Origin of the sequence: Paraliobacillus ryukyuensis (genome assembly GCF_003315295.1) — a bacterium.
GTDB classification, from domain to species: domain Bacteria; phylum Bacillota; class Bacilli; order Bacillales; family Amphibacillaceae; genus Paraliobacillus; species Paraliobacillus ryukyuensis.
This window is the reverse complement of sequence record NZ_QNRI01000011.1, coordinates 52636-78591: the sequence shown is the minus strand read 5'-3', so window position 1 is coordinate 78591 and position 25956 is coordinate 52636. Positions and strand designations below refer to the sequence as shown.

Genomic DNA, 25956 nt, shown 5'->3' with positions numbered 1-25956 from the left:
ATGACAATTTTTGATGGCATTATTCTATTCTGTTCTATGTTGTTGATTATTTCTACCATTTTGCAAAAAAATTTAAAAAGGAAAAAAGAGCTTATCATCATTACTGTCGCTATAACTGCCATAATTGTAATAAATAATACAATAATTTGGCTAATAATTTGGGGTGGTTTAACAATTTACTTGTTAGTGACTGTTAACGATAAGCAAGAATAGTGTTTCCGCCGTATGTAACTGTCAAAAATAAAATAGTTATCTATCATTTAATACTTTGCTAGCAGACGCAACAGCCAACTCTATTACTTAGCTTATAAGTATATTGTTAATTACGGATCAATATGTTTAATTATCTTTGCGGGGTTACCTCCGACGACAACATTATCAGGAACATCTTTTGTCACAACAGCTCCTGATGCAATAACTGCATTGTTACCTATTGTGACCCCAGGATTAATAATAGCGCCACCGCCAATCCATACATTATGCTTTATAGTAATCGGTTTTCCAAATTCTTTTCCTGAATTTCGTTCAGTTGGATGAAGCGGATGGGTAGCCGTATAGGTTTGCACGCAAGGGCCGAACATGCAATTATCACCAATTCTTACTTCACAAACATCTAAAATGGTACAGTCATAATTGGCAAAAAAGTTATTGCCAATATAGGTGTTGTATCCATAATCAAAGCGAATGGTTGGTTGCATATATACGTTTTTACCAGTGGAGCCGAGTATATCGGTCAATAAAGTCATTCGTTTTTCCAAGTCACTGTCTGGTGACGCATTAAATACTTGAACTTTTTCTCTCACTGCTGCCCGTTGACTTAGTAGAGCCTGATCCAGAGGATTATACATTTCTCCAGCTATCATTTTTTGTTGCTCACTTTTCATGCTGCAAAACCCACTTTCATAATGGAATTTTTAAAAGGTTTTTATTGCAAAGGACGTATAGTGAAACGTGTATATTTAAAATAACGCTTTCATCAATTTCATTAACAAAGTCGATACAAAAGTTAATCTACAACCATTATATCAGATTAGTAGGATAGAAAAGGGGAGGATTCCTACTGCGTTTAAAACATAGTTGTATACTTTAAGTGTGATGGTATTACGTATTACATTGCTTTCTTTGTTCACTCATTCATTTTTACTTGCTAGTTTTTTTACTGAGTTTCGTTCAATAAACTCAGTAGATAATCGATAATAATTATCGACATCCCCTCCAGCTAGCACTTGGAAAATGAGGTGGACTGACAATGCACCTGCTTCGTATTTTGGTTGTTTAATGGTCGTTAAGCCCGGTGGTAAATATTCAGACAACTCAATATCATCAAATCCTATAATTGAGATATCTCTAGGAACGTTGTATTTCTGTTCTTGTAGGGCTCGTACCCCTCCAATAGCCATCTCATCATTGGCAAAGAAAATGGCGGTAGGCAAATTGCGCTGAGCAACAAGTAATTTTGTTGCTCGATATCCACCTTCTTTGGTGAAATTCCCAACAAAATTCCATTTGGATTGGTGGACTAGTTCATGTTCCCTTAATGCTTGTTGATATCCTTTAAACCGTTGTTTATTATCAAATGAGTTTGTTGGACCACTAATATAGGCAATATCTTTGTGACCTTTCTCTATTAAATGATTCGCAGCTATATAGCCACCGTGAACATTATCTACTTCCACATGATAGATAAAATCGTGTTGCAATTTCCTGTCTAATACGACAAGTGGAAAGTCTTTTCTTGCATAAGAGATGCATGTTTCATCACTAATATTATGTGCTAAAATAATCGCTCCATCGACACGTTTCTCTTTTAAAAATTTAATTGCTGTAGACTGATCTCCGCCAATGGAGCTACAAGCGATAAAATCATAACCATTGGATGTGCATACATCTTGAACTCCTCGAATTAAGTCTGAATAATAAGGCCCAGATAAATCACTTAAAATGAGAGCAATTGTGTTTGTTTTCGTTCTTTTTAAATCAGAAGCAAATCCATTCTTTTGATAATTTAATGCTTTTGCTGCATCTAACACTCTTTGTTTGGTTGCTTCACTAATTCTCGGATTGTCGTTTAACGCATAGGAGGCTGTTGATAGAGCTACTCCAGCAAGCTTTGCTACATCCTTAATTGTTGCCATAAACCTTCCTCCACATTGTTTACTTACCTATTAATAGGTAACCAGTCTATTATATCTTTGATTTTCTCATCCCAGAATTCCCATGAATGGTCTCCTTTTGGAAAGTCACTAGTTAAATCGATGGGTGCTTGTAGACTGGCTTGGTAAAAATTTTGATTAATTGGGTACAAGAAATCTTCGGTACCACAGGTTTGATAAATTTTTGGTTTACTTCCATTGTATTGATTTAACTGATGCAATAGTGCAATAATATCATTTTCAGTTCCTTCTATTGTATTATCTCCGAACACTTGAAACAAGTTATCCTTCTTTATACCGGTTTCATTCCTGATAGTGTCTAGATGAGTTACCATGTCTGTGACACCAGATAAACTGGCGATGGCGGCAAATTTTTCAGGGTGATTGAGGCCCCATTTTAATGCACCGAATCCACCCATGGAATTGCCAGCAACAAAGGTGTTTTGTTGCTTTTCTGAAAGGGGGAAGACGGACCTAGAAATAGCCAGTACTTCTTCCGTTAAGTAAGTCCAAAAGTCCCCTCCATATACCATGTCACAATAATAACTGTTATCTACTGAAGGCATAACAACGGCTAAACCTTTATCAAGAGCATAACGTTCTATTGAAGTACTTCTCATCCATGTACTTGCATTATCGCTAAACCCATGTAATAAATAGAGTGTAGGATAGTTTTTTTGTCTAATTTCTTGAGGGAGAATCACGGACATTGTCATTGTTCTTGAAAGTGTTTTTGAAATAAATTCTCCTTGCCAAAGAGTCATTTTTTATCCATCCTTTCTGCCTTATTCTTTCATACCGCCGACATTAAAGCCTTCAATAACATATTTTTGGAAAATAATAAATACCACTAAGATTGGTACAACCATGAACGCGGCGCCAGCCATTTGCAGTCCATAATTTGTGACATTCTGATCTTGTAGTAATGATAAACCAACGGATAATGTATACAAACCGTCATCGTTTGCTACAATTAATGGCCAAATAAAACTATTCCAAGAAGCAATGAACGTTAAGATGACTTGAACAGCTAAAATGGGTTTAGAAAGAGGGATGATAAGTTTAAAAAAAATATAAAACTCACCGGCACCATCTAAGCGTGCTGCTTCAATTAACCCATCAGGAATGGTATGCATAAACTGTCGAATTAAAAAGATGTTAAATGCTACAATTAATCCAGGTAATATGATACCAGGCATCGTATTGGTTAACCCCATCTGATTTAACACAAGATAAGTTGGAATCATAGTAACTTGTCCAGGGATCATCATGGTGATTAAGACCACAGCAAATACTATTTCTTTGCCTTTAAAATTGTATTTTCCAAATCCATAACCAGCCATCGTATTAAGTAAGAGACCAATCATAGAGAAAAAGACAATGATAAGTGTGTTCATTAAATATGTGCCAAAATCTAAATTGAGAAACAAGTCAACAAAATGTTGAAAAGTTGGATTTTCTGGGAAAATCGTAGGAGGTATCTGTAATACCTCTCGATCTGTTTTCAAAGAGCTTAAAAGCATCCAAATAAATGGGAGGGCGACGAGAAATCCACTAATGATTAATAGAGCATTAATAATTATACGGCTATATCGATTTCGAATGCGCATATAGATCCACCTTCCTATAGGTTTTCTTTTTTACGTAGTTTAAATTGAATAGCTGTTGCGATAATTACAATGACAAATAATACAAATGATGCGGCAGCTCCATATCCAAATTCATTATATTGAAACCCTTCTTGATAAATAAATAACGCGATAGAGTTTGTTCCATTTAACGGTCCGCCTTCTGTCATGACAAAAGGTTCCTCAAAAAATTGTAACCAGCCGATTAATGTCGTAACAATTACAAAAAAAGTTGCAAAACTTACAGAAGGGATAGTTATTTTTGTGAGCTTATGCCACCAGTTTGCTCCGTCTATTTCCGCTGCTTCATAATAAGTCTTAGGAATAGACTGAATAGCAGCTAAGAAAATTAACATACTTACACCATTACTTTTCCAGACGGCTAGAATAATGAGAGAAATTTTAGCAATAAGTATGTCATTAAGCCAAGGAACTGCATCTATATTAACTAATGAAAGAATATAGTTGAAAAGCCCATATTCTTCATTGTATAAAAACCCCCATACTACAGCGATGGCAACAATATTTGTGATAGAGGGCATGTAAAATATCACACGAAAGGTATTTGACATCCAATTTGAAACATTGCTAAGAGCTAATGCAATTATAAAAGATGTTGAAACAGCTAATGGTACGCCAATAACTACATAAAAAAAGGTGTTCCCCATTGATTGCAAAAATACTTCATCTTGAAAAAGTCTTACGAAATTCTCAACGCCAACGAATTGAACGCTAGAAAGATTTCCTAAACCAACTAAATCCATGTCGGTGAAGCTGATAACTAAAGAAATAATGATTGGCAAAAATGTAAAAATAGTCAACAAAATTACCGCAGGCAAAATGAACAGAAATGGCGTAATTTTCATTTTAAAAGAATTCAATCTAGTCACCGCCTTAATTTATTTTCAAAAAGGGTGCAGGCATATGTATGGCATGCACCCTCATTGTATTGAGTCTATTTATTCAGAATACGAGCTGCTTCTTCTTGATACTCCTCTAGAACAGTATCGACATCTTCCCCGCCACGGTAAATACGCTCTAAGTAGTTGATTAATTCTTCACTGAGTTGATTAAACTCAGGAATTACAGGTAAAGCTCTTGTATTTTCTAATTGTTTACCAAACGTATTTACTTTGTCGTCCTTAGCTAGTATGGGATCTTCCCACGCCTGTAAGTTAGAAGGTAATTCATTTCTAGTTTCATACCAATCCACCTGAGTCTCTGGATCAGACATCCAATTGATAAAATCTAATGCTTGATCAACATTGTCTGAGTTATGAAAAATTGACCAGTGTGCGCCTCCAATCATAGAGTCATTTGTTTCAGTTTTAGGCATCACTTTAAGGTCCCATTTGCCATCTAATTCTGGTATTTGATCTCTTAGTTGATCAATTTCCCAAGGGCCACTAAAGTACATCGGTTTTGAACCATCACTAAAGGCTTGATACAATTCTTTACCATCGTTGCTTTGAGATAACTCTTCTTCAAAAAATGTATTGTAAAGTTCTACTGACTCTTTAAATTCACTTTTACCAAAGTTTGCTGCTCCTTCTGCTTCGTTATATTCCCATCCTTGCGACCAAGCTAGCATAAATGGAAAGTTCTCATCCGTTCTAGGGAATTCAATACCGTATTGACCTTCCCCACGATCCGCAAGTTGTCTTGAAGCATCTAACACATCGTCCCAAGTTTCTGGGCCATCTGGATAGCCAACCTCAGCTAAAATATCTGTACGATAATAGAGTACGCGTGTGTCCACATACCAAGGAATTCCTACTGTTTGATCTTTATATTGAGCAGACGCAACTGCTTCTTCATAGAAGTTATTTAAATCTAAGTTTTCGTAATCTCCAATGTGGTCACTTAAATCTAAAAATGTTCCTGCTTCGCCAAACTCGGCTACCCATGTAGAACCGATTTGTAATACGTCGGGTCCTTCGCCAGAAGCGACCGCTGTTAATAATTTTTCATGTGCATTATCCCAAGGGAAGGATTGAACATCTACGGTAACACCAGTTTCTTCTTCATACGCAGTAACAAACTTTTCTAAGTCTTGACTCATGGTCCAAACGGTTAGTGTGTCATTTGATTCGGACTGCTGTTCTTCATCTTGTGAACATGCACTTAAAAGAACAATTGCTCCAATTGCGACTGTTAAGAATAGAACAAACGACATTTTTTGTTTTAACAATATAAACACCCTTTCTTGTTCATTTCATCCAACAAATGTAAATTTTTTTGCTAATCACGTCCATGGTACCTCGTTTTATTACTTTTCTTACTTAATGTGTGTGATTGCATCCTTTCTTGAGAACAAACGGTTTTCCATTTTATTTTTTCGTATACTTTACCAACACCATACTTAAGGTTAAGAGTTATCTGTGTAATATATATTGTAAAATAGTCACCTCCCAAATAATAGAAACGTTTCTACAAAATAATGAATTTATAACTGTGTTGTTAAAAAGTCATATTTTAAACGTTATTATATAAGTGTTTTTTAGAAAATAAAATTCCATTTATTTTTTTAATTTGTTGAAACGTTTCTACAAATGTATTATAGTATTAAATGTAATCGGTTGCAACAAAAAATTGTTTTATTGAAGGAGGGGAAAAATGATCAATTCTAATCATTTAGAAAATTTACTTAACGAAATGACGATAGATGAAAAGATTGGTCAACTTTTACAAGTGACGGTTCCATTCTTGACAGGTGCATCATCTGAAGGGCAGGTTACAGGCCCTATGGAAGAGATGGGGTTACATCATCATTCGATCCGACAGGTGGGATCGGTTTTAGGTAGTGTAGGAGCAAAGGAAGTAAAACAAATACAGCAAAATTATTTGAAAGAAAGTCGTTTAGCTATTCCTTTGCTGTTTATGAGTGATGTTATCCATGGTTATCGCACAGTCTTTCCGGTACCTCTGGCAATGGGGTGTTCTTGGGATGTCGACTTAGTAAAAAAAAGTGCTGAAATTGCTGCAAAGGAGGCTTCTGTATCTGGCCTTCATGTTACATTTTCCCCGATGGTTGATTTAGTTAGAGACCCTCGATGGGGAAGAGTTGTAGAATCTACTGGAGAAGATCCATACCTGAATCAATTGTATGCAAAAGCTTTTGTGGAAGGTTATCAAGGGGAAGATTTACAGAAAAATCCGGAAACGTTAGCTGCTTGTGTTAAGCATTTTGCTGGATATGGTGCGCCTGAAGGAGGACGAGACTACAACACGGTAGATATGTCAGATTGGATGCAACAGGAATATTATTTTCCGGCTTATCGAACGGCTATTGAGGCAGGTGCAGCGCTAGTGATGACCTCTTTTAACATTATAAATGGCATCCCTGCCAGTGCAAATCAGAAATTACTTCGCGACACATTAAGAAAAGATTGGGGGTTTGAGGGCACAGTGATCTCGGATTGGGGAGCTGTAAAAGAGTTAATTCCTCATGGCGTAGCTTCCGACGAAAAAGATGCAGCGAAGAAAGCGATAACAGCTGGTGTAGATATTGAAATGATGTCCACTGCTTATCTAAACTCTCTGAAAGACTTGGTTATAGAAGGGGTGATTGATGAAAAACTGATTGATGAAGCGGTTTTACGAATATTAGAGTTAAAAAAACATTTAGGATTATTTGAAAATCCGTTTCGAGGAGCGAATGAGCAAAAAGAAAAAGAACTCTTATTATCAGCAACACATCGAGAAATAGCAAAGCAATTAGCGATAAAATCTAGTGTGCTATTAAAAAATGAAAGAAAAACGTTACCTTTAGATAAATCACAACAAATTGCTTTGATTGGCCCATACGCAGAAAGCCAAGATTTAATGGGGCCGTGGTCATTAGCAGGAAAACAAAAAGACGTTGTTTCATTGGCTCAAGGAATGCGAAATATATCTCCGGGAATGAATGTAAACATAGCAAAAGGTTGCAATATTAATGAACCTATAGAAAATGGCGTGCAAGAAGCATTTGATGTTGCTAACACAGCAGATGTAATTGTGCTTGCTTTAGGTGAATCAGAAGAAATGAGTGGGGAAGCTGGTTCTCGAACAGAGCTAACCTTACCAAACGTGCAACTTGAATTATTACAAAAGATTAAATCGTGTGGGAAGCCGATTGTTGTCGTTTTATTTAACGGTAGACCATTGGATTTAAGAGAGGTAGAAGAAGTTGCGGATGCTATACTTGAAGCTTGGTTCCCAGGTACGGAAGGCGGGTCAGCTCTTGCTGACTTATTGTTTGGTAGTGCCAATCCATCTGGAAAGTTAACGATGTCTTTTCCTCATTCTGTGGGTCAAGTTCCTATCTATTATAATTACTTTCAGACTGGACGACCAAAAGAACAACTTCCCGATGAAGACCGGTTTGCATCTAAGTATTTAGATGCTCCTAATGAACCTTTGTATTGCTTTGGTTATGGTTTAAGCTATACAACCTATTCTTATAGTGATTTGAAATTATCAAGCAATACTCTCTCTATCAATAATAAGCTCGATATTGAAGTTAATGTGAAGAATACAGGTCAAACGCCGGGAGAGGAAATTGTGCAATTGTATGTCCGTGATCTTGTTGGTGAAGTTGTTCGACCGGTTAAAGAATTAAAAGATTTTAAACGTGTCCATTTAGACCCGGGAGAGGAAAAAGAAATTTCTTTTCAATTATCAGAAGAACAGTTACGTTATCACCACACTGATTTAAAGAAACAAAGTGATACAGGTGATTTTGAAATTTATGTAGGATCAAATAGCTCAGATACATTATCTATGTCATTTCAATTAGAGAAAAATGAAGGAGGCGCTTATGAAAACAATAGAAATATCTAAGAATGATTTGGCCTTTTCTTTCTTACCTAGTGGAGATATTTTTCAAGTAATGCATCAAGAAACAATGATTAATCAATTGCAATCAAATGTAATAGACGGATCTTTAAATAATATTTATTTACGCATCCATTCGGAAAATGGGATAGAGGTTTTTCCATTAATAGGTGTTCAATCAAACAGTCAGTTATTTCGAAATGATTCTCAACTTAGGTGGGAAGGAAAAGCAAAAGACCTTAACTATTCTGTGACTTTCCATCTCTCAAAATTAAATGTATGGTTTTGGGAAGTCACGTTAGATAGTGATACCAAATATGAAGTCGATCTTATTTATGGGCAGGATATTGGGCTGGCGGATAAAGCTGCAGTTCAATCAAATGAAGCTTATGTATCCCAATATCTAGACCATACCGTTTTCACGGATGAGGAAAAAGGTTTTGTGGTGTGTACGAAGCAAAATCAATCACAAAATAGCGCTTATCCCTATTTGCAACAAGGGATGATAAGTGGAGGAGTGGGGTATTCTACAGATGGTTTTCAATTTTACGGAAAATCTTATAAATCCACGAACATACCTCAAGCACTCTATCAAAAGAATTTAGATAATGAAATTTATCAATATGAATTTGCTTATACAGCATTACAATCAAAAAGAACAGAACTAAAAGGGCAGCAACATTTTGTCTTTTATGGATTGTTTCATCCTAATCATTCAGAAACAGTGTCACACTTAGAATTTGACAAAGAAGTAATGGAAGCTTGGCGACAAGTTAAACCATTTACAAAAGGTGAAAAGTTAGAGGATATAAAGATAAAAGCTAATATTGGCGAGCCTATAACGGGTAAAGATATAACTCTTGAAGAACTATCCGCTTATTATCCGAATCAACAATTACCAGAGTATGAACAAGATCAGCTTCTATCCTTTTTCACCCCAACTTATGAGCACGTGGTATTAAAATCTAAGGAAGAGTTAGTGGAGCGACCGCATGGACATATCTTGTTAAGTGGTAAAAATGATGAAGTAAGAGATGATACGGTTGCAACTACCTCCTATATGTATGGGGTATTTAATTCCCATCTAGTAATCGGTAATAGCAACTTCCACAAGTTTCTAAGTAGTAATAGGAATGCACTTAATGTGATGAAAGCTAGCGGACAACGTATCTATATTGAATTAGACGGAGATTATCGATTATTAACCATGCCGAGTTTGTTCGAAATTGGGTTTAATTATACGCGTTGGTATTACAAGCTAAATGAGGATACTATCATAGTTACAAATTTTACGAGTTTAGGTTCAAAAACTGTACAATTACAAGTTGAATCTCAAGCGAATATTGCATATCGTTACCTAGTTACAAATCAAATAATTATGAATGATCACCCTTATCCGACTAACGTGTATATGGACAAAGAAGATAATGTGTTGAAATTTAAAGCGAGTGATGAAGCGCTAAGCAAACAAGTTTACCCTGAGCTCTCATATTCTCTATTAATAGAGGGGGCCGAATATGTTCAAGAAAATGAAAGTTTATTAGTGGATAATGTTTCCGAGGATGATGCTTTCATGGTTGTATTGTCAATTTCAAAGACATCCAATTGGTCAATGCTTATACATGCAGATCTTCAAGAGAAAAAGACGATTACGACTAAATTAGCTTCTTTTGCCGAAGAGGCAAAAAAATATCGTTCTTATCTCAATGAAATGGTGGGAGGTTTTAACCTTACATTACCACAGCAAGAAAGTACTGACCTAGCAAAATTAAATATGATTACTAGATGGTACACCCATAATATGCTGGTACACTTTTCTTCCCCTCATGGATTAGAACAATATATGGGAGCGGCTTGGGGTACAAGGGATGTGAGTCAAGGGCCATTTGAATATTTTATGGCTACCCAAAATTATGAAACGGTACGAACAATTATAAAAATAGTTTTCTCGCATCAATACAAACAAACAGGAAACTGGCCTCAATGGTTTATGTTTGATAAATATTCGTTTATTCAACAAGCACAAAGTCATGGAGATATTATTGTTTGGCCGCTCAAGATGATTGGTGATTACCTTGAAGCAACAAATGATTATACATTATTAGAAGAAAAAGTTCCTTATACAGATGATGCTACGTTTCAGTTCACAACTGAAACGGAAACGATCTTTGACCATATTGAAAAAGAAATTGCGTATATTAATAAACATTTTCTATATAATACGTATCTATCTGCTTATGATGATGGTGACTGGGATGACACATTGCAACCTGCAAATGAACAGTTTAGACAGTATATGGTTAGCGCTTGGACTGTAGCACTAACATATCAAGTCATACAGAAGCTTGCGGTTGTTTATGACAATGTTTACGTAAACAAAGCAAAAGAAATGAGAGAATTAGCAGAGAGTATTAAGAGAGATTTCCATCGATACTTTTTGAATCAACCTATTATACCTGGTTTTATATACATGAGAGATCCCCAAAGTGTAGAGTTAATGCTACATCCGAGTGATGAGAAAACCGGTATAGATTATCGTCTCTTACCGATGCAAAGAAGTATGATTAGCGGGCTGTTTACGCTTGAACAAGCCAATTATCATTTAGCTATCATAGAAAAGCACTTACAATTTCCAGACGGGGTAAGATTAATGAATCGTCCAGCCACCTATCGTGGGGGTGTTACACATCACTTTAAACGAGCAGAGCAAGCTGCTAATTTTGGCCGTGAAATAGGGTTGCAATATGTTCATGCACATATCCGTTTTGTGGAGTCTATGGCGAAGCTTGGATATAAGGAAGAAGCATGGAATGGTTTGATAGTTATTAATCCAATTGGCATTCGTTCTACTGTTCCCAATGCTGATTATAGACAAAGTAATGCATATTTTAGTAGCTCAGATGGGAAATTTGCTACTCGCTATGAAGCGCAAGATAGATTTACGGAATTAGCTACAGGAGCAATTCCGGTGAAAGGGGGATGGCGCATATATTCAAGTGGACCTGGAATATATATCAATCAACTAATCTCTAATGTCATGGGTATACGCCAGCATTCTAACAACCTTGTGATTGATCCTGTTATACCAGAATCATTTAATGGATTGGAATTTGATTTTCAATTTAACAAATGGCCAATTCGTTTCGTTTATCATCTCGAAGAAGCAGATAGAAAAGTACTATTGAATGGTATTGAATTAGAAACTGAAGAAGAAGTAAACCAATATCGACAAGGTGGGTTCATAATAAAAAGAGCTATTCTAGAAGAAAGACTTCGTAATCAAATAAATCAGATCGATATTTATCTATAAAGAGAGGCTGGAACAAAAGTGAATGAAGATCCCTGATAAACGAACGATGGATAACCTATTTTATCCATCGTTCGTTTTAGTTAGAAAACATAACTAAGTAACTGGAAATATACGAGACTCTTGGGGAAACAGTGCATGTTTTCGATGGGACGAGTAATCGCAGTCCCACGAGCCGAAAATCCACTTTGTAAAGCGGCTAGAAATTAGACGTTGTCACGTCCTGTGTGCCCGAGGCCGTGCCCGCAAAACGCGAGTGCATTTCCAGTTGCGATGGCTAAGCTCTCATCAATCATTCGTATACTATAGTTAAAAATTAGCTTTGTCCCAACTTCTTTTTTGGTGGCTAAAGGCATTCTCAGTAAAGAGTTAGTGACCGAATAGTGCTAAAAATTATAAATAGCAAGAATAAAATATTTTGCGTATCAACTTTTAGTTTATAGACTTTTCAAAACAACTGTTCCTATAATTAAGACATAACATAAATAGGAGTGAGCAAATGGGCAAATCAGTAGGCAAAAGGTTATTTTTTATTCTCATTTTTTTAACCGCTTTATTTACAGTGAATACAGTACTGAGTGGGATTACCAACTCCCAAGTACAATTATCGGCTAATTTAATCTCAAATTCCTTTGTGAATTTAGAATCAGAACAAATTAAATTAGCAAAACAGCGAGGTCAAATTGATGTAATGATTGAACGTTATTTTTCGGATAATAATCCCGCAAGTAATAACGAACTATCAGAAAGTATTTTAAATCACGTCGCGCAAGCAATTAAAAGCATAAATGAAATCGCTAACATAAGTAAAGAATTTTCTGAACAAGCAATGAATAATAATTTAATTAATGCGTATGCCCCATATAAGGAAAGTCTAGAAGAAGCACTCGGACAAGCAACTACCATTGTAGAAAATTCAGAGCAAAATAATGAAACCGCTATTAATAATGAATACCAATCGTATCAAGCTCTATCAGACGCAGTTGCACAATCTGAAAAAGAATTTCAAGATGTATTGGATAATAGTATTGCACATGAGGTGTCATTAATTAATTCCCGCGTTCATCGCTCCACTTGGATTGTCTGGGCTATGGCCTTTGTATTCTTTGTATCTGTTATTGTGGCTTTTTGGGCATCTGTTCGCACAATTATTCGTCCATTGAAAAAAACGAATAAAGAGTTAGGAACCATTATTCAAAAGTTAGAAAATAATGAAGGGGACTTAACAGAGCGAATTAATTATGAGGCAAAAGATGAAGTGGGGCAAATGGTCAAAGGGATTAATCGTTTCTTGGAAACATTACAACATGCCATGATTTCAATTAAATCAGGATCAACATTGATTTCTCAATCGACAGAGCAGATCGATACCAATCTTGCTGACAGTAAGGATTCAACTTCTAGTATCTCAGCATCCTTAAATCAATTATCTGCAAGTATGGAAGAGATAAGTAGTACGATACAAGAAATGGATAACGGGGCGCAACATGTACTTTCATCTGCAAAAGATATTGCTAATGATGCACAATCAAATGCAAATCATATTCAAACTATTGCAGCACATGCAAATGATGTACAGTTAAAGGCGAACCAAAGTAAAAATGATACCGAAAAAATGATTGGCGATATAGAACGTACGATGGAACAATCTATTGAAAATAGTCGTTCTGTGCAACAAATTAATGCACTTACATCTAATATACTGGAGATTTCTGAACAAACGAATCTATTGGCCCTTAATGCCTCAATAGAAGCTGCTCGTGCAGGGGAAGCCGGAAAAGGGTTTGCTGTTGTGGCAGAGGAAATTCGCAAATTAGCAGAAAATACACAAGTAACAGCAAATGATATTCAGCACATCAGTAAGGTGGTTAATGAGGCTGTTGAAGCTTTAATAGATAATGCGAACCAAGTCAACACCTATATAAATGAAAAAGTACTCACTGACTATGATGGATTTGTTCAAGTTGCTAATAGCTATAAAAAAGATGCAGATGATATGAATCAAACGCTTACGAACTTTACAGATCAATCCGACAAATTGACACAAGTAGCAACAAATATGGCAGAGGGCATTCAAGGTATTTCATTGGCTGTAGAAGAGAGTGTTAATGTAGTAGTTCATTCTAGTGAAGATACCAATACATTATTAGATTCTATTACATCCATCACAAACGAATCAAAACAAAATATGGATATTGTAAATGATTTAAATGAAGAAGTAAGTAAATTTAAGAAAGTAGAAGACGCATAGAAGGCATAAGTAGGCACTGGTTGATGAAACAGCTTGTTGACAGAAATAAAAGAAGGATTTCCTATTATATGTAGTTTCATTGTGTTTTTATTATAAGATGCGATAATTTCAATCCTTTATTTAAGTTGATTTATGTCGATGAAATATAAAAAGGGGGAATTTTGTTTGGATAAAGTACAAGCATTTATTACATCAATACCATACATTAAAGAGTTGTTAACGGAGGACACGATGATAACTGTATTTGATCATGAAAAGTACCTATACTATTCACCGAGTACAGAATTGGACTTTGGCCATAAACCAGGTGAAAGTCTACCTGAAGGTTATCTTAATTATGCGATGGTTGATCGTGGAGGTACAACTACACTAAAAGTTCCAAAAGAAGAGTTTGGTGTGCCGTTTACTAGTATTTCTTTTCCGATTAAAGATGACAAAGGAGATATCATCGCTGCTGTTAATGCCGCTGTTAGCACAACAAGACAAGAAATGTTCAAAAATATAATTGATTCAATGGATATGGTAGCAGATTCTTTATTAGGAAAGGTTCAACATATTGCTGCTCACTCAGAAGAGTTATCTACAACAGCTGAACAAATCCAGAAAAATACAGAAAAAACGGTTGAGCATTCCTCGGAAGTAACACATGTGACCAATACGATTAAAGGTATCAGTGAACAAACGAACTTACTTGGATTAAATGCGGCTATTGAAGCAGCACGCGTGGGAAACGAGGGAGCAGGATTTGGTGTAGTGGCCTCCGAGGTAAGGAAGCTATCCTTAGATTCAAAAAATGCTACAGAAACAATTGAAGAAACACTTAATGCTATTCAAAACTCGATTCATTCGTTACAAAATGATTTTCAAGAGATAACAAAATCATCACAAGAGGAAGCGCAATTAGTAAGTGAATTTATGAATGAGATTGAGACATTAAATGAAACATCTAATAAATTAAAAAGTTTTATGGAAACAAACTTTAACTAACATAATCATAGAATGAGCAGTTTTCTAATTTATTGTCCTACATAAAAAGTAGTTTTCCGAAATGGAAAACTACTTTTTACATTAGTTTTTAGCAATGCCTGGGAACCATCCGGGTACAGATGTGATGATATTCCATAGGGGTTCAGGAACGTCTAGTTCATCTTTTTTTGTCGTATCTAACGTGGTTACAATGGTATCTTCTTTACCTTCTTGGATTTTTTTAGCCCATTCTGGATCCATGACTAGTTCGCGACCTAGTGCTAGAAACTCAACCCCGGTTTTCATAGCAGCTTTTGCATCATCTGCTTGATATATCGAGCCAACGCCAATTAATGGTACACGTTTATTGATTTGTTTGAGCAATAATTCAATTCTTGTTTTCGTTGTATCCGCTTCTCTTCGTGCTTTTGACCAAAAGTCCATTAAAGAAACATGTAAATAATCAAGCCCTTTGTCAGCTAAGCGATCCACCAATTGCAATGTTTGCCCCATGGTAATACCAGGTGTTTCTGGTTCCTCTGGTGAAAAGCGATATCCAACGATAAAAGATGCATCTCCATATTGTTTCACTGTTTTTTGTACTTCATCAATTACTTTTAGCGGGAATGTCATTCGTTTTTCAACGGATCCACCATATGTATCTTCTCGACGATTGGCGTGGGGGGAGAAGAATTGTTGAATTAAATAACCATTTGCTCCGTGTATTTCGACACCGTCAAATCCTGCTTCCATTGCTCGGCGAGTGGCATCACCGAAAGCTTTGATAATGTCATCAATTTCTTCAACAGTTAATTCTCTTGGTCTCGGATTGATTGTTCCAGCCCGTTCTGCTGGTATGTTACTTGGTGCTACAACATCCCCGTTCGGAAGTAAATCTTCAGGTGCCAATCTTCCTGCGTGGAAAATTTGTAAGATAGCTTTTGCACCTTTACTTTTGATTGCAGATGCTAATTTGGATAAGCTAGGTATTAACTCATCACGATCAACGCCAATTTCACCAGGGAACCCTTTCCCTCCAGGTGTAATGTTAGCTACAGCTGTGATAATAGCTCCTACTCCTTCAGCGCGTCGACTATAGTAGGAAATTTCTTCGTCGGTTACGGAACCATCTGGGTTAGAAGAATAATTAGTCATTGGCGCCATAATAATCCGATTTCTAATTACTTCTCCGTTTGGCAATGTATACGATTCAAATAGTGGCGCATAGTCTTTGTTCACAAGCGTTTCCTCCAATATTTTTTATTACTAACTAGCTTATACGAACAACCATTAAAGTATCACTTCTTTTTATTAAATACAATTAAATTGCTTTCAAGCTAATTGTCTCATCACCAACGGGCTGGTTATGATTTAACGAGTCATATGTTTAATAGGTAAATCATGGTGGAAGAAGAAAACAAACACATATAAAGGAGTGCTAAAATGAACACCCAAAAACTTTATATTAATGGAGAATTTGTGGAATCAGAAGCATCCGAAACTATTGATATAGTAAATCCGGCGACAGAAGAGGTTATCTCAAAAATCGCAAAATCAACAGAAAATGACGTGGATAAAGCAGTCAATGCTGCGTTTCAAGCACAGAAATCGTGGGAGTTAAAGCCCGGTGTTGAACGGGGAAATATTGTACGAGCACTAGGTGACAAACTAGCGGAACATCGTAAGCAATTTATTTCTTTATTACAAGAAGAACAAGGGAAGGATTATGAATTAGCAAGTGGGGAAGTTGACTTAGCTATTGATTTCTTCCGCTATACCTCTGAATGGGGTAGAAGAATTGAAGGAGATATTGTACCAAGTGATCGACCTGGTGAGAATATTTTTATTTATAAGAAGCCAATTGGTGTTGTTGCAGGGATCGTACCTTGGAACTTTCCTATTTTTATTTTAGCTCGTAAAGTGGCTACTGCATTAGTAACTGGTTGTACCATTGTATTAAAACCAAGTCAGCAAACCCCAAATACGGCTTACTTTTTCACACAATTACTTGATGAAATGGATATCGTACCAAAAGGTGTCTATAATTATGTGACAGGTACTGGCTCCACCATTGGTAACCAATTATCTTCTCATCCTAAAGTAGCAATGATTAGTATGACAGGTAGTGTTGCTGCTGGTACGAAGGTAATGGAAGCGGCTGCGCAAAATATAACAAAGGTTAACTTAGAGCTTGGAGGTAAGGCTCCAGCTATTGTCACTGAAAATGCGGATTTGGATGTAGCCGTCGAAAAAATTAAAGAGTCTCGTTTAATTAATAATGGCCAAGCTTGCACAAATGCAGAGCGTGTTTATGTGCAAGAAAGTGTAGCTGAAGCCTTTACGGAAAAACTCAAAGAGGCGTTTAAAGAAGCAGAGGTAGACAATCCAATTACCAATAAGCAAGCAGATGTTGGGCCTTTAGTTAGTCAAAAGCGGTTAGAGGCAGTAGATCAAATGGTCAAAGAGGCAGAACAAGCAGGTGCAAACGTCTTAGTAGGTGGACAACCTACTGAAGGCAAAGAAAAAGGCTATTTTTATGAACCTACGATTATTACAGATGTAAAGCAAGATATGAAGATCATTCAAGAAGAAATTTTTGGTCCGGTGATTCCTATCGTCACTTTTGATACATTAGATGAAGCGATTGAGATGGGTAATGATACAGATTATGGTTTATCCTCTTCTGTTTATACAAACAATTTATCTGAAGCGATGAAAGTCGTTAACCAATTGAAGTTCGGAGAAACGTATGTAAACCGAGAAAATATGGAAGCGGTGCAAGGGTATCATGCAGGAATGCGCAAATCTGGACTTGGCGGAACGGACGGAAGACACGGCATGGAAGACTTTCTCGTTACTCAAGCCGTTTATATGGAGTATCAACAATAATTTGTTTTCCAAATGAAAGAGCCTATACAAACCGAAAAGATCTATCTTCAGATTATCTGAGGATAGATCTTTTTCTTCATCGAATTTTTAATTATTTCGTGTTATTCTAATAGAATAATAGAATGCAGAAAAAGGTTGAGCGTGATGAATAAACAAATTTTACATAATGATTGGGCTCCGTTATTAGAAGCTGAATTTGAACAAGCCTACTATATAAAACTAAGAGAATTTTTGAAAAAAGAATATGCTACACAAACGATTTACCCCGATATGCATGATATCTTTAATGCCCTACATTACACATCTTATGAGAATGTTAAAGTCGTTATTCTAGGTCAAGATCCTTATCATGGACCTAATCAAGCACATGGGCTTAGTTTCTCTGTAAAACCAGAAGTGACCATTCCACCTTCATTGCGTAACATTTATAAAGAATTACAAGCTGATCTCGGTTGTTCCATACCGAATCATGGGTATTTAGTGAAATGGGCCAAAGAAGGCGTTTTGCTGTTAAATAATGTGTTGACGGTTCGAGCTGGTCAAGCCCACTCGCATCGGGGGATGGGATGGGAACAATTTACACAGCGCGTGATTGATGTGGTGAATCAAAAAAATGAACCAGTTGTATTTATTTTGTGGGGGGCAGCCGCGCAAAAGAAGATGGAGAAGATTGATACCTCAAAACACTATATCATTCGTTCGACTCATCCAAGTCCTTTATCTGCTTATCGAGGCTTTTTCGGAAGTAAACCTTTTTCAAAAGCAAATGGTTTCTTAAGAGAGGCTAGTCGTGATCCAATTGATTGGAAAATACCAAATGAGATTAGATAATAAAAATGCGAGTCATTTGAGTTAATTACTCAGTGATTCGCATTTTTACCTATTATTGCAAGGCTTGCATCGCATCTCTAACTGTGCGATAGGTTTTCATTGATTTAAGTTTTTCACCAATCTCTGTTGTTTTAATGGCTAACTCTGGTCGTATGCCTGTTAGAATCAGTTGCGTGCCAATTAAAGCTGTCAAATCGTACAGCTTTAAAATAGAAGACGCTACATACGTATCTACCTCATACAAGCCGGATAAATCAAGAATCAGGTGATCATCCTTTGAATTCGTAAGATAAGTTGAGATTGCAGTCGTTAGTTTATCAATGCGATTGAAGTGCAACGAACCAATTAGGGGAAGTACAGCAACAGATTCTGCCACCGGTACAATCGGTGTAGATAATTCATCCATTTCGTTTAATGCTTCTTGCAACAACCGTTCTTGTTCTTTTTCATAGGTTACATCTTTTTGCACCCCGACGAAATAGAGCTTTTGCTCCTCTTCAATCCACATTGGATCAATCGCCAGCTCATTCCAAAAAGGCATTCCATCTTTTTTATAATTATACAATTGCACTGTAATGGACTCTTTTTGTTTTATTGCCTCACGAATAGCATCTATTGTCTCCGGGTTTGTTTCTTTTCCTTGTAAAAAACGACAATTCTTTCCGATTATTTCATCAGCTTGATAACCGGTCATATTGATGAAACCTTGATTTACGTATATGATAGGGTGATCTTCTAGTGCAGGGTCGGTAATGATAAGCCCTACTTTGGTATGATCAAGTGCTTGTTGAAATAATTTATGTTTTCTATCTATATTACTTTTCATGCCTTTTCCTCCAGCCATCGTTGTAGATACACTACTATTAGATTGGGAAAATTATCTCATTTCCATGTAAAAAAATCAACGATGTTGTTGTTCTCTATGTTATTGTCCTTTATTATCAATCATGGATATAAAATATTTCTGCGTTATGTGATTGTAAAATTATTTTTAAAAATACTTCTAAGTTTTTGTGATTATGGTACACTAACAAATAGTTTTTTGTAATTATTCGCATAAGGAGCTTACTATGCCATTCTTTTCTAAACAATTCAAATTAGCAAAACAACTTTCAACTGTACAATTAATCGTGCTATTTTATGTAGTTGCTGTAGCCTTTTCAACGATTGTGTTAAGTATGCCCTTTTTCAAAGCGGAAGGAGCTAGTCTTTCGTTTATTGATACGCTGTTCACAGCTATTAGTGCAATTAGTGTGACAGGATTAACGGTTGCTTCTACTGCAGAGACATTTAATGCAGCAGGCCATATTGCCTTAGCCTTTATTTTGCAATTCGGTGGAATTGGTATTATGACGCTTGGGACGTTTATCTATATTCTTTTTGGTAAAAAAATTGGTATACGTGCCAGACAATTGATTAGGCAAGACCAAAATCGAACAACATTATCAGGGTTAGTTAAATTAATGCTGAAGATTTTACAACTTATCTTAATCATTGAACTTATTGGAACAGTTATATTAAGCACTTATTTTCTAAGTTATTACGATACATGGACCGAAGCACTCATCCAGGGATTCTTCGGTGCGGTTAGTGCAACAACCAACGCTGGATTTGATATCACTGGAAATTCACTTATTCCATTTGCCGATGATTATTTCGTGCAATTTATTAATATCGTGCTATTGATACTAGGTGCTATCGGCTTTCCTGTTCTAATTGAAATACAAGATTTGATCAGAGGAAAAGAACATGGGATCAATGAAAAACATGCGTTTTCCTTGTTCACGAAATTAACGACCATTACTTTTTTTGGCTTAATTGTTGTTGGTGGTGTACTTATCTTCTTATTTGAACGAACGCACTTTTTTGCAGATAAGTCTTGGCATGAATCGTTTTTCTATAGCCTTTTCCAGTCTGCAACAACTAGAAATGGTGGACTTGCGACTATGGATATGAATCAATTTTCAGTACCTACTTTACTTATGATGAGCGGCCTAATGTTTATTGGAGCGTCACCAAGTAGTGTAGGGGGAGGAATTCGAACGACTACGTTTGCTATTATGCTATTATCTATTTTTAGCTACGCAAAAGGGAATGAAACAATCAAAGTATTTGGTCGCCAAATCTCACAAGTAGATATTATGCGTTCCTACATCGTTATTACGACCGCGGCGATGCTATGTATTGCTTCTACCATTGTTTTAACAGTGACTGAAGATTTTTCTGCACTCGCTATTCTGTTTGAAGTGGCGTCTGCTTTTGGTACGACAGGTTTATCGCTAGGTATTACACCTGAGCTTAGTGTCGTAGGCAAATTTATTATTATGTTTTTAATGTTTGTTGGACGAATTGGTATCTTTTCATTCTTATTCATTATTCGTGGGAAAGAGAAAAAAGATGTATTTCGTTATCCAACAGAGAAAATTATCATTGGTTAAAACAGCAATCTATTATGCGATCTATAGGCTTTTTAGTACCTATAGGTCGCATTTTTATTTTTCTCTTTTAAACTACTATCGTTATATTAAGAATTAATGACATTCCTAAATTTTCTAATCGATGTACTTGCGTTATCCTTACCCTCTTGTAGTATAGTTAATATAATGATTTATTTTTGTAGCATCAATGAAATAGCTGGTTGGAAGGAGAACAAGGATTGCATGATAAATTTGACGAATTACCATCCCAAGATTGAGAAAGTACTTAACAATATTAATCGCGTCATCATAGGAAAAGAAGAAGTAACGACATTAAGTTTGGTGGCATTACTTTCACAAGGACATGTGTTATTAGAAGACGTTCCTGGCGTTGGGAAGACCATGCTTGTAAAAACACTAGCTAAATCACTAGATTGTTCGTTTAAACGTATCCAATTCACCCCAGATTTATTACCTTCAGATGTTACTGGTGTTTCCATTTATAATCCAAAAGAAATGAATTTTGAATTTCGAAATGGCCCTATTATGGGCGATATCGTGTTGGCAGATGAAGTCAATCGTACATCTCCTAAAACACAGTCCTCTTTACTAGAAGCGATGGAGGAACACAGTGTAACGGTAGATGGACAAACAATTCACTTAAAGCAGCCATTCTTTGTGATGGCAACACAGAACCCCATTGAATATGAGGGAACATACCCATTACCTGAAGCTCAATTAGACCGTTTTTTAATAAAATTGAAGATGGGATATCCTACGGAAGCACAAGAATTAGAAATGCTACACAACATTTCAGGACGACATCCGATTGAAATGACAGAAGCCGTTATGAATAAAGAAGAATTACTAGATTTACAACAACAAGTAGCAGAAGTTTTTGTTGATAAATTGGTCCAACAATATATAGTTGGGTTAATTACAGCTACACGAAATCATCCCTCAGTATACTTAGGTGTCAGCCCAAGGGGGTCGATTGCATTAATGCGCGCAGCAAAAGCTTATGCATTTATATGTGCACGGGATTATGTGTTACCAGATGATGTGAAATATCTTGCGCCGCATGTGTTAGGACATCGAATTATTCTATCAGCAGAAGCAAAGTTTGAGGGAGTAGAATCAGCAAAAGTTATCGAACAACTGCTTGAAGAAATCGCTGTACCGAATCGGAAGGGACAATTTAAATGAGTCCAGCGCGTTTCTTCTTGAAATTAATACAGCTGCTTGTTCTTTTTGGTGTTTTATTTTCTTATGCCATGTTTCAAGGTGGCTTTGTTAGTTGGTTTTTATTCTATTCCTTTGTTCCGATGTTTATCTACTTTTTACTTTTTCTTTTCTATCCATTATCCACATGGAAATTAAAACGTGTTATATCCAAGCGGGTGCAATATACAGGGGGAGAAATACAGGTAACCTTGAAACTAACCCAACGATTTCGTATTCCTATTCCATTCCTTATTATTGAAGATTGTTTTTCCGAATCTCTCACGGAAAACTATTACGATAAAAATATCTATCAATTGCTCGATGAACGAAATACAACACGTGCAAAGCGCCAGCAGAAAAACATTCGCTTTCCTTTGTTTGCAAAACAGTTAACCTACACGTATGAAATGCGTCACCTCCCTCGAGGTAAACATGCTTTTCAAGCGGTTCGGTTAAAAACAAGTGATTTTTTTGGATTTATTAAGAAAGAATATATTATTCCCTTAGAAGATCAATTAGTTGTCTACCCAAGAAGTCGAAAACTAGCGGTTAAACAAAAGCAACGCTACACCTTAGAGGAGGGAGCATCTCCAATTTACTCTGTTCATTCGTCGAATACACATGTGGTAACTGGTGTACGTGAATATATGCCGGGAGATAAATTTTCGTGGGTAGATTGGAAAACCACAGCACGAAAGCAAGAAGTGATGACAAAAGAATTCGAACAAGAAAAAAATGCGGATGAATTACTTATTATGGATTCGACTTACAGTCCAAATTCTAATTTGCTAGCATTTGAAGCATGTGTGGAACTAATTCAATCGTTTATCAATCATTATAGCAATACTTCCGTTAATGTTGGACTGCTTGGTGTCGGGGAGAAAAGCGTGTATTTTCCACCGGCGCAGCATGGAAAAAAAGATGCCATCCAGCATTATTTAACACAGGTGCAACCGAATGCTATGGTGGATTTTTCAAGACAACTTAGCAAACAGGTGAAACAACTACCAACAAACTTAGTCGCTCATGTTTTTGTGTATCAACTAACAAAAGAACGTATGCAAGCCTTTGAACAACTTCGAAAGCAAGTGAAACATGTTGTTGTTTATTTTGTTAAGGCGAGTAGTAAATGGACAGACAATGATCAATGGTTGATGCAGCAATGTAGTAATGTTGGGATAACCATAAATCCAATTACAAAAGAAGCATTACAACAAGAAACAATAGAGGTGGTCATCTAATGCCGAAACACCAACAAATAACACAATCGAAAGTATTTTCTGTATTGCTTTATGTAGGTGGATTTCTTTTGCTTTTAGAATGGCTATATCCTTTGGGAGATATCTCAGATACAGGCAATGTTATTGCTTTTGTTTTATTTGCAGGCTTTTGTTTTTTATTATCATTAATTAAACTTACGCGATGGATTGCCATCCCATTAAAAACAATAGCGGCAGTCGTCATTTTAGACGGTTTGTTTTTACAAGCAACAATCACAACTTCAGCGTGGTTTCAAGAATTTTATCTGCAACTACAGTATAATATTCAGTTAATCCAACAACCCGTCTTCACTGCATTTACGCCTTTTTTTCGGACAATGCTATTCTTAGTATTGCTATGGTTAATTAGCTATTTACTGTATTATTGGTTGGTTGTCATCAACCGTGTTTTTTTATTTGTACTGTTCACATTTATATATATTACTATATTAGACACCTTCACGACCTATCAAGCGAATGGAGCAATTATTCGTGCGTTGGTTATTTCGTTATTCGTTTTAGCGGTATCTAGTTATCTTAATCAAATGAAGCGAGAATCAATACGTCCAGTATTCGGGAAATGGTTTGTATCCAGTTTACTCCCCGTATTAGTGTTATTGCCCATTTTAACAGCGGTAGGTTTTGCTGCTCCTAAATTTGAGCCCAAGTGGCCAGATCCTGTTCCTTTTTTAACGAGTACGGCAAATTATGCTGGATTTGGTGAAGGAGGCAGTGATGTTACGAAAAAAGTAGGTTACGGCGAAGATGATTCACAACTTGGTGGTTCATTTATTCAAGATAACACTACTGTTTTTATTGCAGAATCACCACGGCAGCATTATTGGAGGATTGAGTCTAAAGATGAGTATACAGGAAAGGGCTGGGAGCGTTCGACGGAATTAGATTATCACTCACAAGCGAATGGAGAGATTGATTTAAATCTATTTACATCTGAGGTGGAAACCAATGAATTAGAAGCCACGATCTCTTATACCAGTGGAGCTAATTTCACTAGAGCGGTTTATCCATACGGAACGCGAACAATAACTAGTTCAGATCCCGTTGATTATTTGTTAGATCAAGAGACAGGTATTATTGAAACGGAACACGCAGATTTACAACAGATGAATGGTAATTACCAAATTCAATATGATTATCCTTCCTTTTCTATTACTCAATTAAAAGAAAACAATCACAATGACCCTACAGAGATAACCGATCGTTATTTACAACTACCAAATAGTTTACCAGATCGAGTGATTGAACTTGCTGAAAATATTACTGCAGAAGATAATAATCGTTACGATAAAACAAAATCGATTGAGCGCTATTTTGGTGCAAGTGGATTTGAATATAAAACAGAAGATGTTGCTGTCCCTGCTCGTGGTCAAGACTATGTTGATCAATTCTTATTTGAGACTCAAGTTGGCTATTGTGATAACTTTTCTACCTCAATGGTTGTTATGTTGCGAGCATTAGATATACCAACACGTTGGGTAAAAGGATTTACAGGTGGTCAATTAGATGATAGTGTCGTTCAACCAGGAGACATCAAAACGTATGAAGTAACCAATGGAAATGCGCACTCTTGGGTAGAAGTATATTTTCCAGAAGTAGGTTGGGTACCGTTTGAACCAACAGTTGGGTTCTCTAATAGTGTGAATTTCTATCAAGAAACAAGCGGGGAACAAACAGATACCTCTACGGAAGAAGACACAATGAATGGAGAAGAGCAACAACAAGAAGAACAGCAACCCGAAGAGCAGGAAAAACAAGAAGAGGCTGAGCAGAATGCATCAAGTGCACAAGAAAATAGTGAATTCATCATGCCACTATGGTTGATTCTTGGAATGTTCGTTGTTCTTGTTGGCGCTGCGGTCACATTGTATGTAACACGATATAAATGGATGACAAAATGGATGCTCCATCGTTATGATAACTTTGCTAGTATGCAAGACTTTGAACATGGGTATCACTATCTACTTGGTAAGTTACAGCACGATGGTATGAAAAAGGCTTCTTCACAGACCTTACGAGAATATGCAACCACAGTTGATAAACAGTTAGGAACAAATCAGATGACACAACTAACGGAAATATATGAGCAAATTTTATATCGCAAAGAAACAGCGCCAGTACAAGTTACCGAAGCACATCGATTGTGGAAAGATATGTTAAACAAGAGATTATCTTGACCAATAGAAATGGCGTTG

The 25956-nt window shown here is 36.4% G+C and carries 19 protein-coding genes; 11 read left to right on the top strand and 8 right to left on the bottom strand.

Features of this window, described 5'->3' with window-relative positions:
- Entirely contained in the window at nt 1-213 is a 213-nt protein-coding gene (locus DES48_RS13535; protein ID WP_113869915.1) for a hypothetical protein, read from the top strand.
- A gap of 110 nt (nt 214-323) precedes the next feature.
- Here DES48_RS13535 and DES48_RS13530 read toward each other — a convergent pair whose 3' ends face one another.
- The 6 genes from DES48_RS13530 to DES48_RS13505 all read right to left on the bottom strand — a co-directional run bounded on the left by DES48_RS13530 (nt 324) and on the right by DES48_RS13505 (nt 5981).
- Entirely contained in the window at nt 324-884 is a 561-nt protein-coding gene (locus tag DES48_RS13530) for a sugar O-acetyltransferase (protein WP_113869914.1), read from the bottom strand.
- 246 nt (nt 885-1130) lie between these two features.
- Nucleotides 1131-2135: a LacI family DNA-binding transcriptional regulator gene (locus DES48_RS13525; RefSeq protein WP_113869913.1), complete on the bottom strand. Its 1005-nt coding sequence runs from the start codon at nt 2133-2135 to the stop codon at nt 1131-1133.
- Between the two features lie 23 nt (nt 2136-2158).
- Nucleotides 2159-2917 (bottom strand): alpha/beta hydrolase, encoded by a 759-nt coding sequence (locus tag DES48_RS13520; RefSeq protein WP_113869912.1) that lies wholly within the window; start codon nt 2915-2917, stop codon nt 2159-2161.
- Between the two features lie 21 nt (nt 2918-2938).
- Nucleotides 2939-3763, bottom strand: a complete 825-nt coding sequence (locus DES48_RS13515; protein ID WP_113869911.1) for a carbohydrate ABC transporter permease — start codon at nt 3761-3763, stop codon at nt 2939-2941.
- A 14-nt stretch (nt 3764-3777) separates the two neighbouring features.
- On the bottom strand, nt 3778-4662 hold the full coding sequence (locus DES48_RS13510; RefSeq protein WP_370622723.1) for a carbohydrate ABC transporter permease: 885 nt from the start codon (nt 4660-4662) through the stop codon (nt 3778-3780).
- 74 nt (nt 4663-4736) lie between these two features.
- A complete protein-coding gene (locus DES48_RS13505; protein ID WP_425451892.1) occupies nt 4737-5981 on the bottom strand; it encodes an extracellular solute-binding protein in 1245 nt (414 codons plus the stop codon).
- A gap of 416 nt (nt 5982-6397) precedes the next feature.
- Between DES48_RS13505 and bglX the strand changes: the two genes are divergently transcribed.
- The 4 genes from bglX (at nt 6398) to DES48_RS16435 (ending at nt 15144) form a co-directional block, all read left to right on the top strand.
- Nucleotides 6398-8605, top strand: coding sequence for a beta-glucosidase BglX (gene bglX, locus DES48_RS13500; protein WP_113869910.1), 2208 nt, complete (start codon nt 6398-6400; stop codon nt 8603-8605).
- Entirely contained in the window at nt 8568-11909 is a 3342-nt protein-coding gene (locus DES48_RS13495) for a cellobiose phosphorylase (protein WP_113869909.1), read from the top strand. The genes bglX and DES48_RS13495 overlap by 38 nt, the downstream gene beginning before the upstream one ends.
- Before the next feature lie 496 nt (nt 11910-12405).
- Nucleotides 12406-14157, top strand: a complete 1752-nt coding sequence (locus DES48_RS13490; RefSeq protein ID WP_113869908.1) for a methyl-accepting chemotaxis protein — start codon at nt 12406-12408, stop codon at nt 14155-14157.
- 165 nt (nt 14158-14322) lie between these two features.
- Nucleotides 14323-15144: a methyl-accepting chemotaxis protein gene (locus DES48_RS16435; protein WP_113869907.1), complete on the top strand. Its 822-nt coding sequence runs from the start codon at nt 14323-14325 to the stop codon at nt 15142-15144.
- Nucleotides 15145-15225: 81 nt separating this feature from the next.
- Here DES48_RS16435 and DES48_RS13480 read toward each other — a convergent pair whose 3' ends face one another.
- Nucleotides 15226-16362, bottom strand: a complete 1137-nt coding sequence (locus DES48_RS13480) for an NADH-dependent flavin oxidoreductase (protein ID WP_113869906.1) — start codon at nt 16360-16362, stop codon at nt 15226-15228.
- Nucleotides 16363-16566: 204 nt separating this feature from the next.
- Between DES48_RS13480 and aldA the strand changes: the two genes are divergently transcribed.
- Both aldA and DES48_RS13470 read left to right on the top strand, forming a co-directional pair.
- Complete coding sequence (aldA, locus tag DES48_RS13475) at nt 16567-18012, top strand: aldehyde dehydrogenase (protein ID WP_113869905.1); 1446 nt, start codon at nt 16567-16569, stop codon at nt 18010-18012.
- 144 nt (nt 18013-18156) lie between these two features.
- Nucleotides 18157-18843, top strand: coding sequence for a uracil-DNA glycosylase (locus DES48_RS13470; RefSeq protein ID WP_113869904.1), 687 nt, complete (start codon nt 18157-18159; stop codon nt 18841-18843).
- Nucleotides 18844-18895: 52 nt separating this feature from the next.
- On the opposite strand, the gene ytvA is transcribed toward DES48_RS13470, so the two are convergent.
- Entirely contained in the window at nt 18896-19669 is a 774-nt protein-coding gene (gene ytvA / locus DES48_RS13465; RefSeq protein ID WP_079708667.1) for a YtvA family blue-light photoreceptor, read from the bottom strand.
- 244 nt (nt 19670-19913) lie between these two features.
- Here ytvA and DES48_RS13460 point away from each other — a divergent pair, with 244 nt between their 5' ends.
- From DES48_RS13460 to DES48_RS13445, 4 genes are all read left to right on the top strand, one after another.
- The gene (locus DES48_RS13460) at nt 19914-21281 is read left to right on the top strand and encodes a TrkH family potassium uptake protein (RefSeq protein ID WP_113869903.1); all 1368 of its coding nucleotides are present in this window, start codon (nt 19914-19916) and stop codon (nt 21279-21281) included.
- A gap of 222 nt (nt 21282-21503) precedes the next feature.
- The gene (locus DES48_RS13455) at nt 21504-22466 is read left to right on the top strand and encodes an AAA family ATPase (protein WP_113869902.1); all 963 of its coding nucleotides are present in this window, start codon (nt 21504-21506) and stop codon (nt 22464-22466) included.
- Nucleotides 22463-23725: a DUF58 domain-containing protein gene (locus tag DES48_RS13450; RefSeq protein ID WP_113869901.1), complete on the top strand. Its 1263-nt coding sequence runs from the start codon at nt 22463-22465 to the stop codon at nt 23723-23725. Before DES48_RS13455 ends, DES48_RS13450 begins: the two co-directional genes overlap by 4 nt.
- Complete coding sequence (locus DES48_RS13445) at nt 23725-25938, top strand: DUF4129 domain-containing transglutaminase family protein (protein WP_113869900.1); 2214 nt, start codon at nt 23725-23727, stop codon at nt 25936-25938. Before DES48_RS13450 ends, DES48_RS13445 begins: the two co-directional genes overlap by 1 nt.
- The last annotated feature ends 18 nt before the right edge of the window (nt 25939-25956 follow it).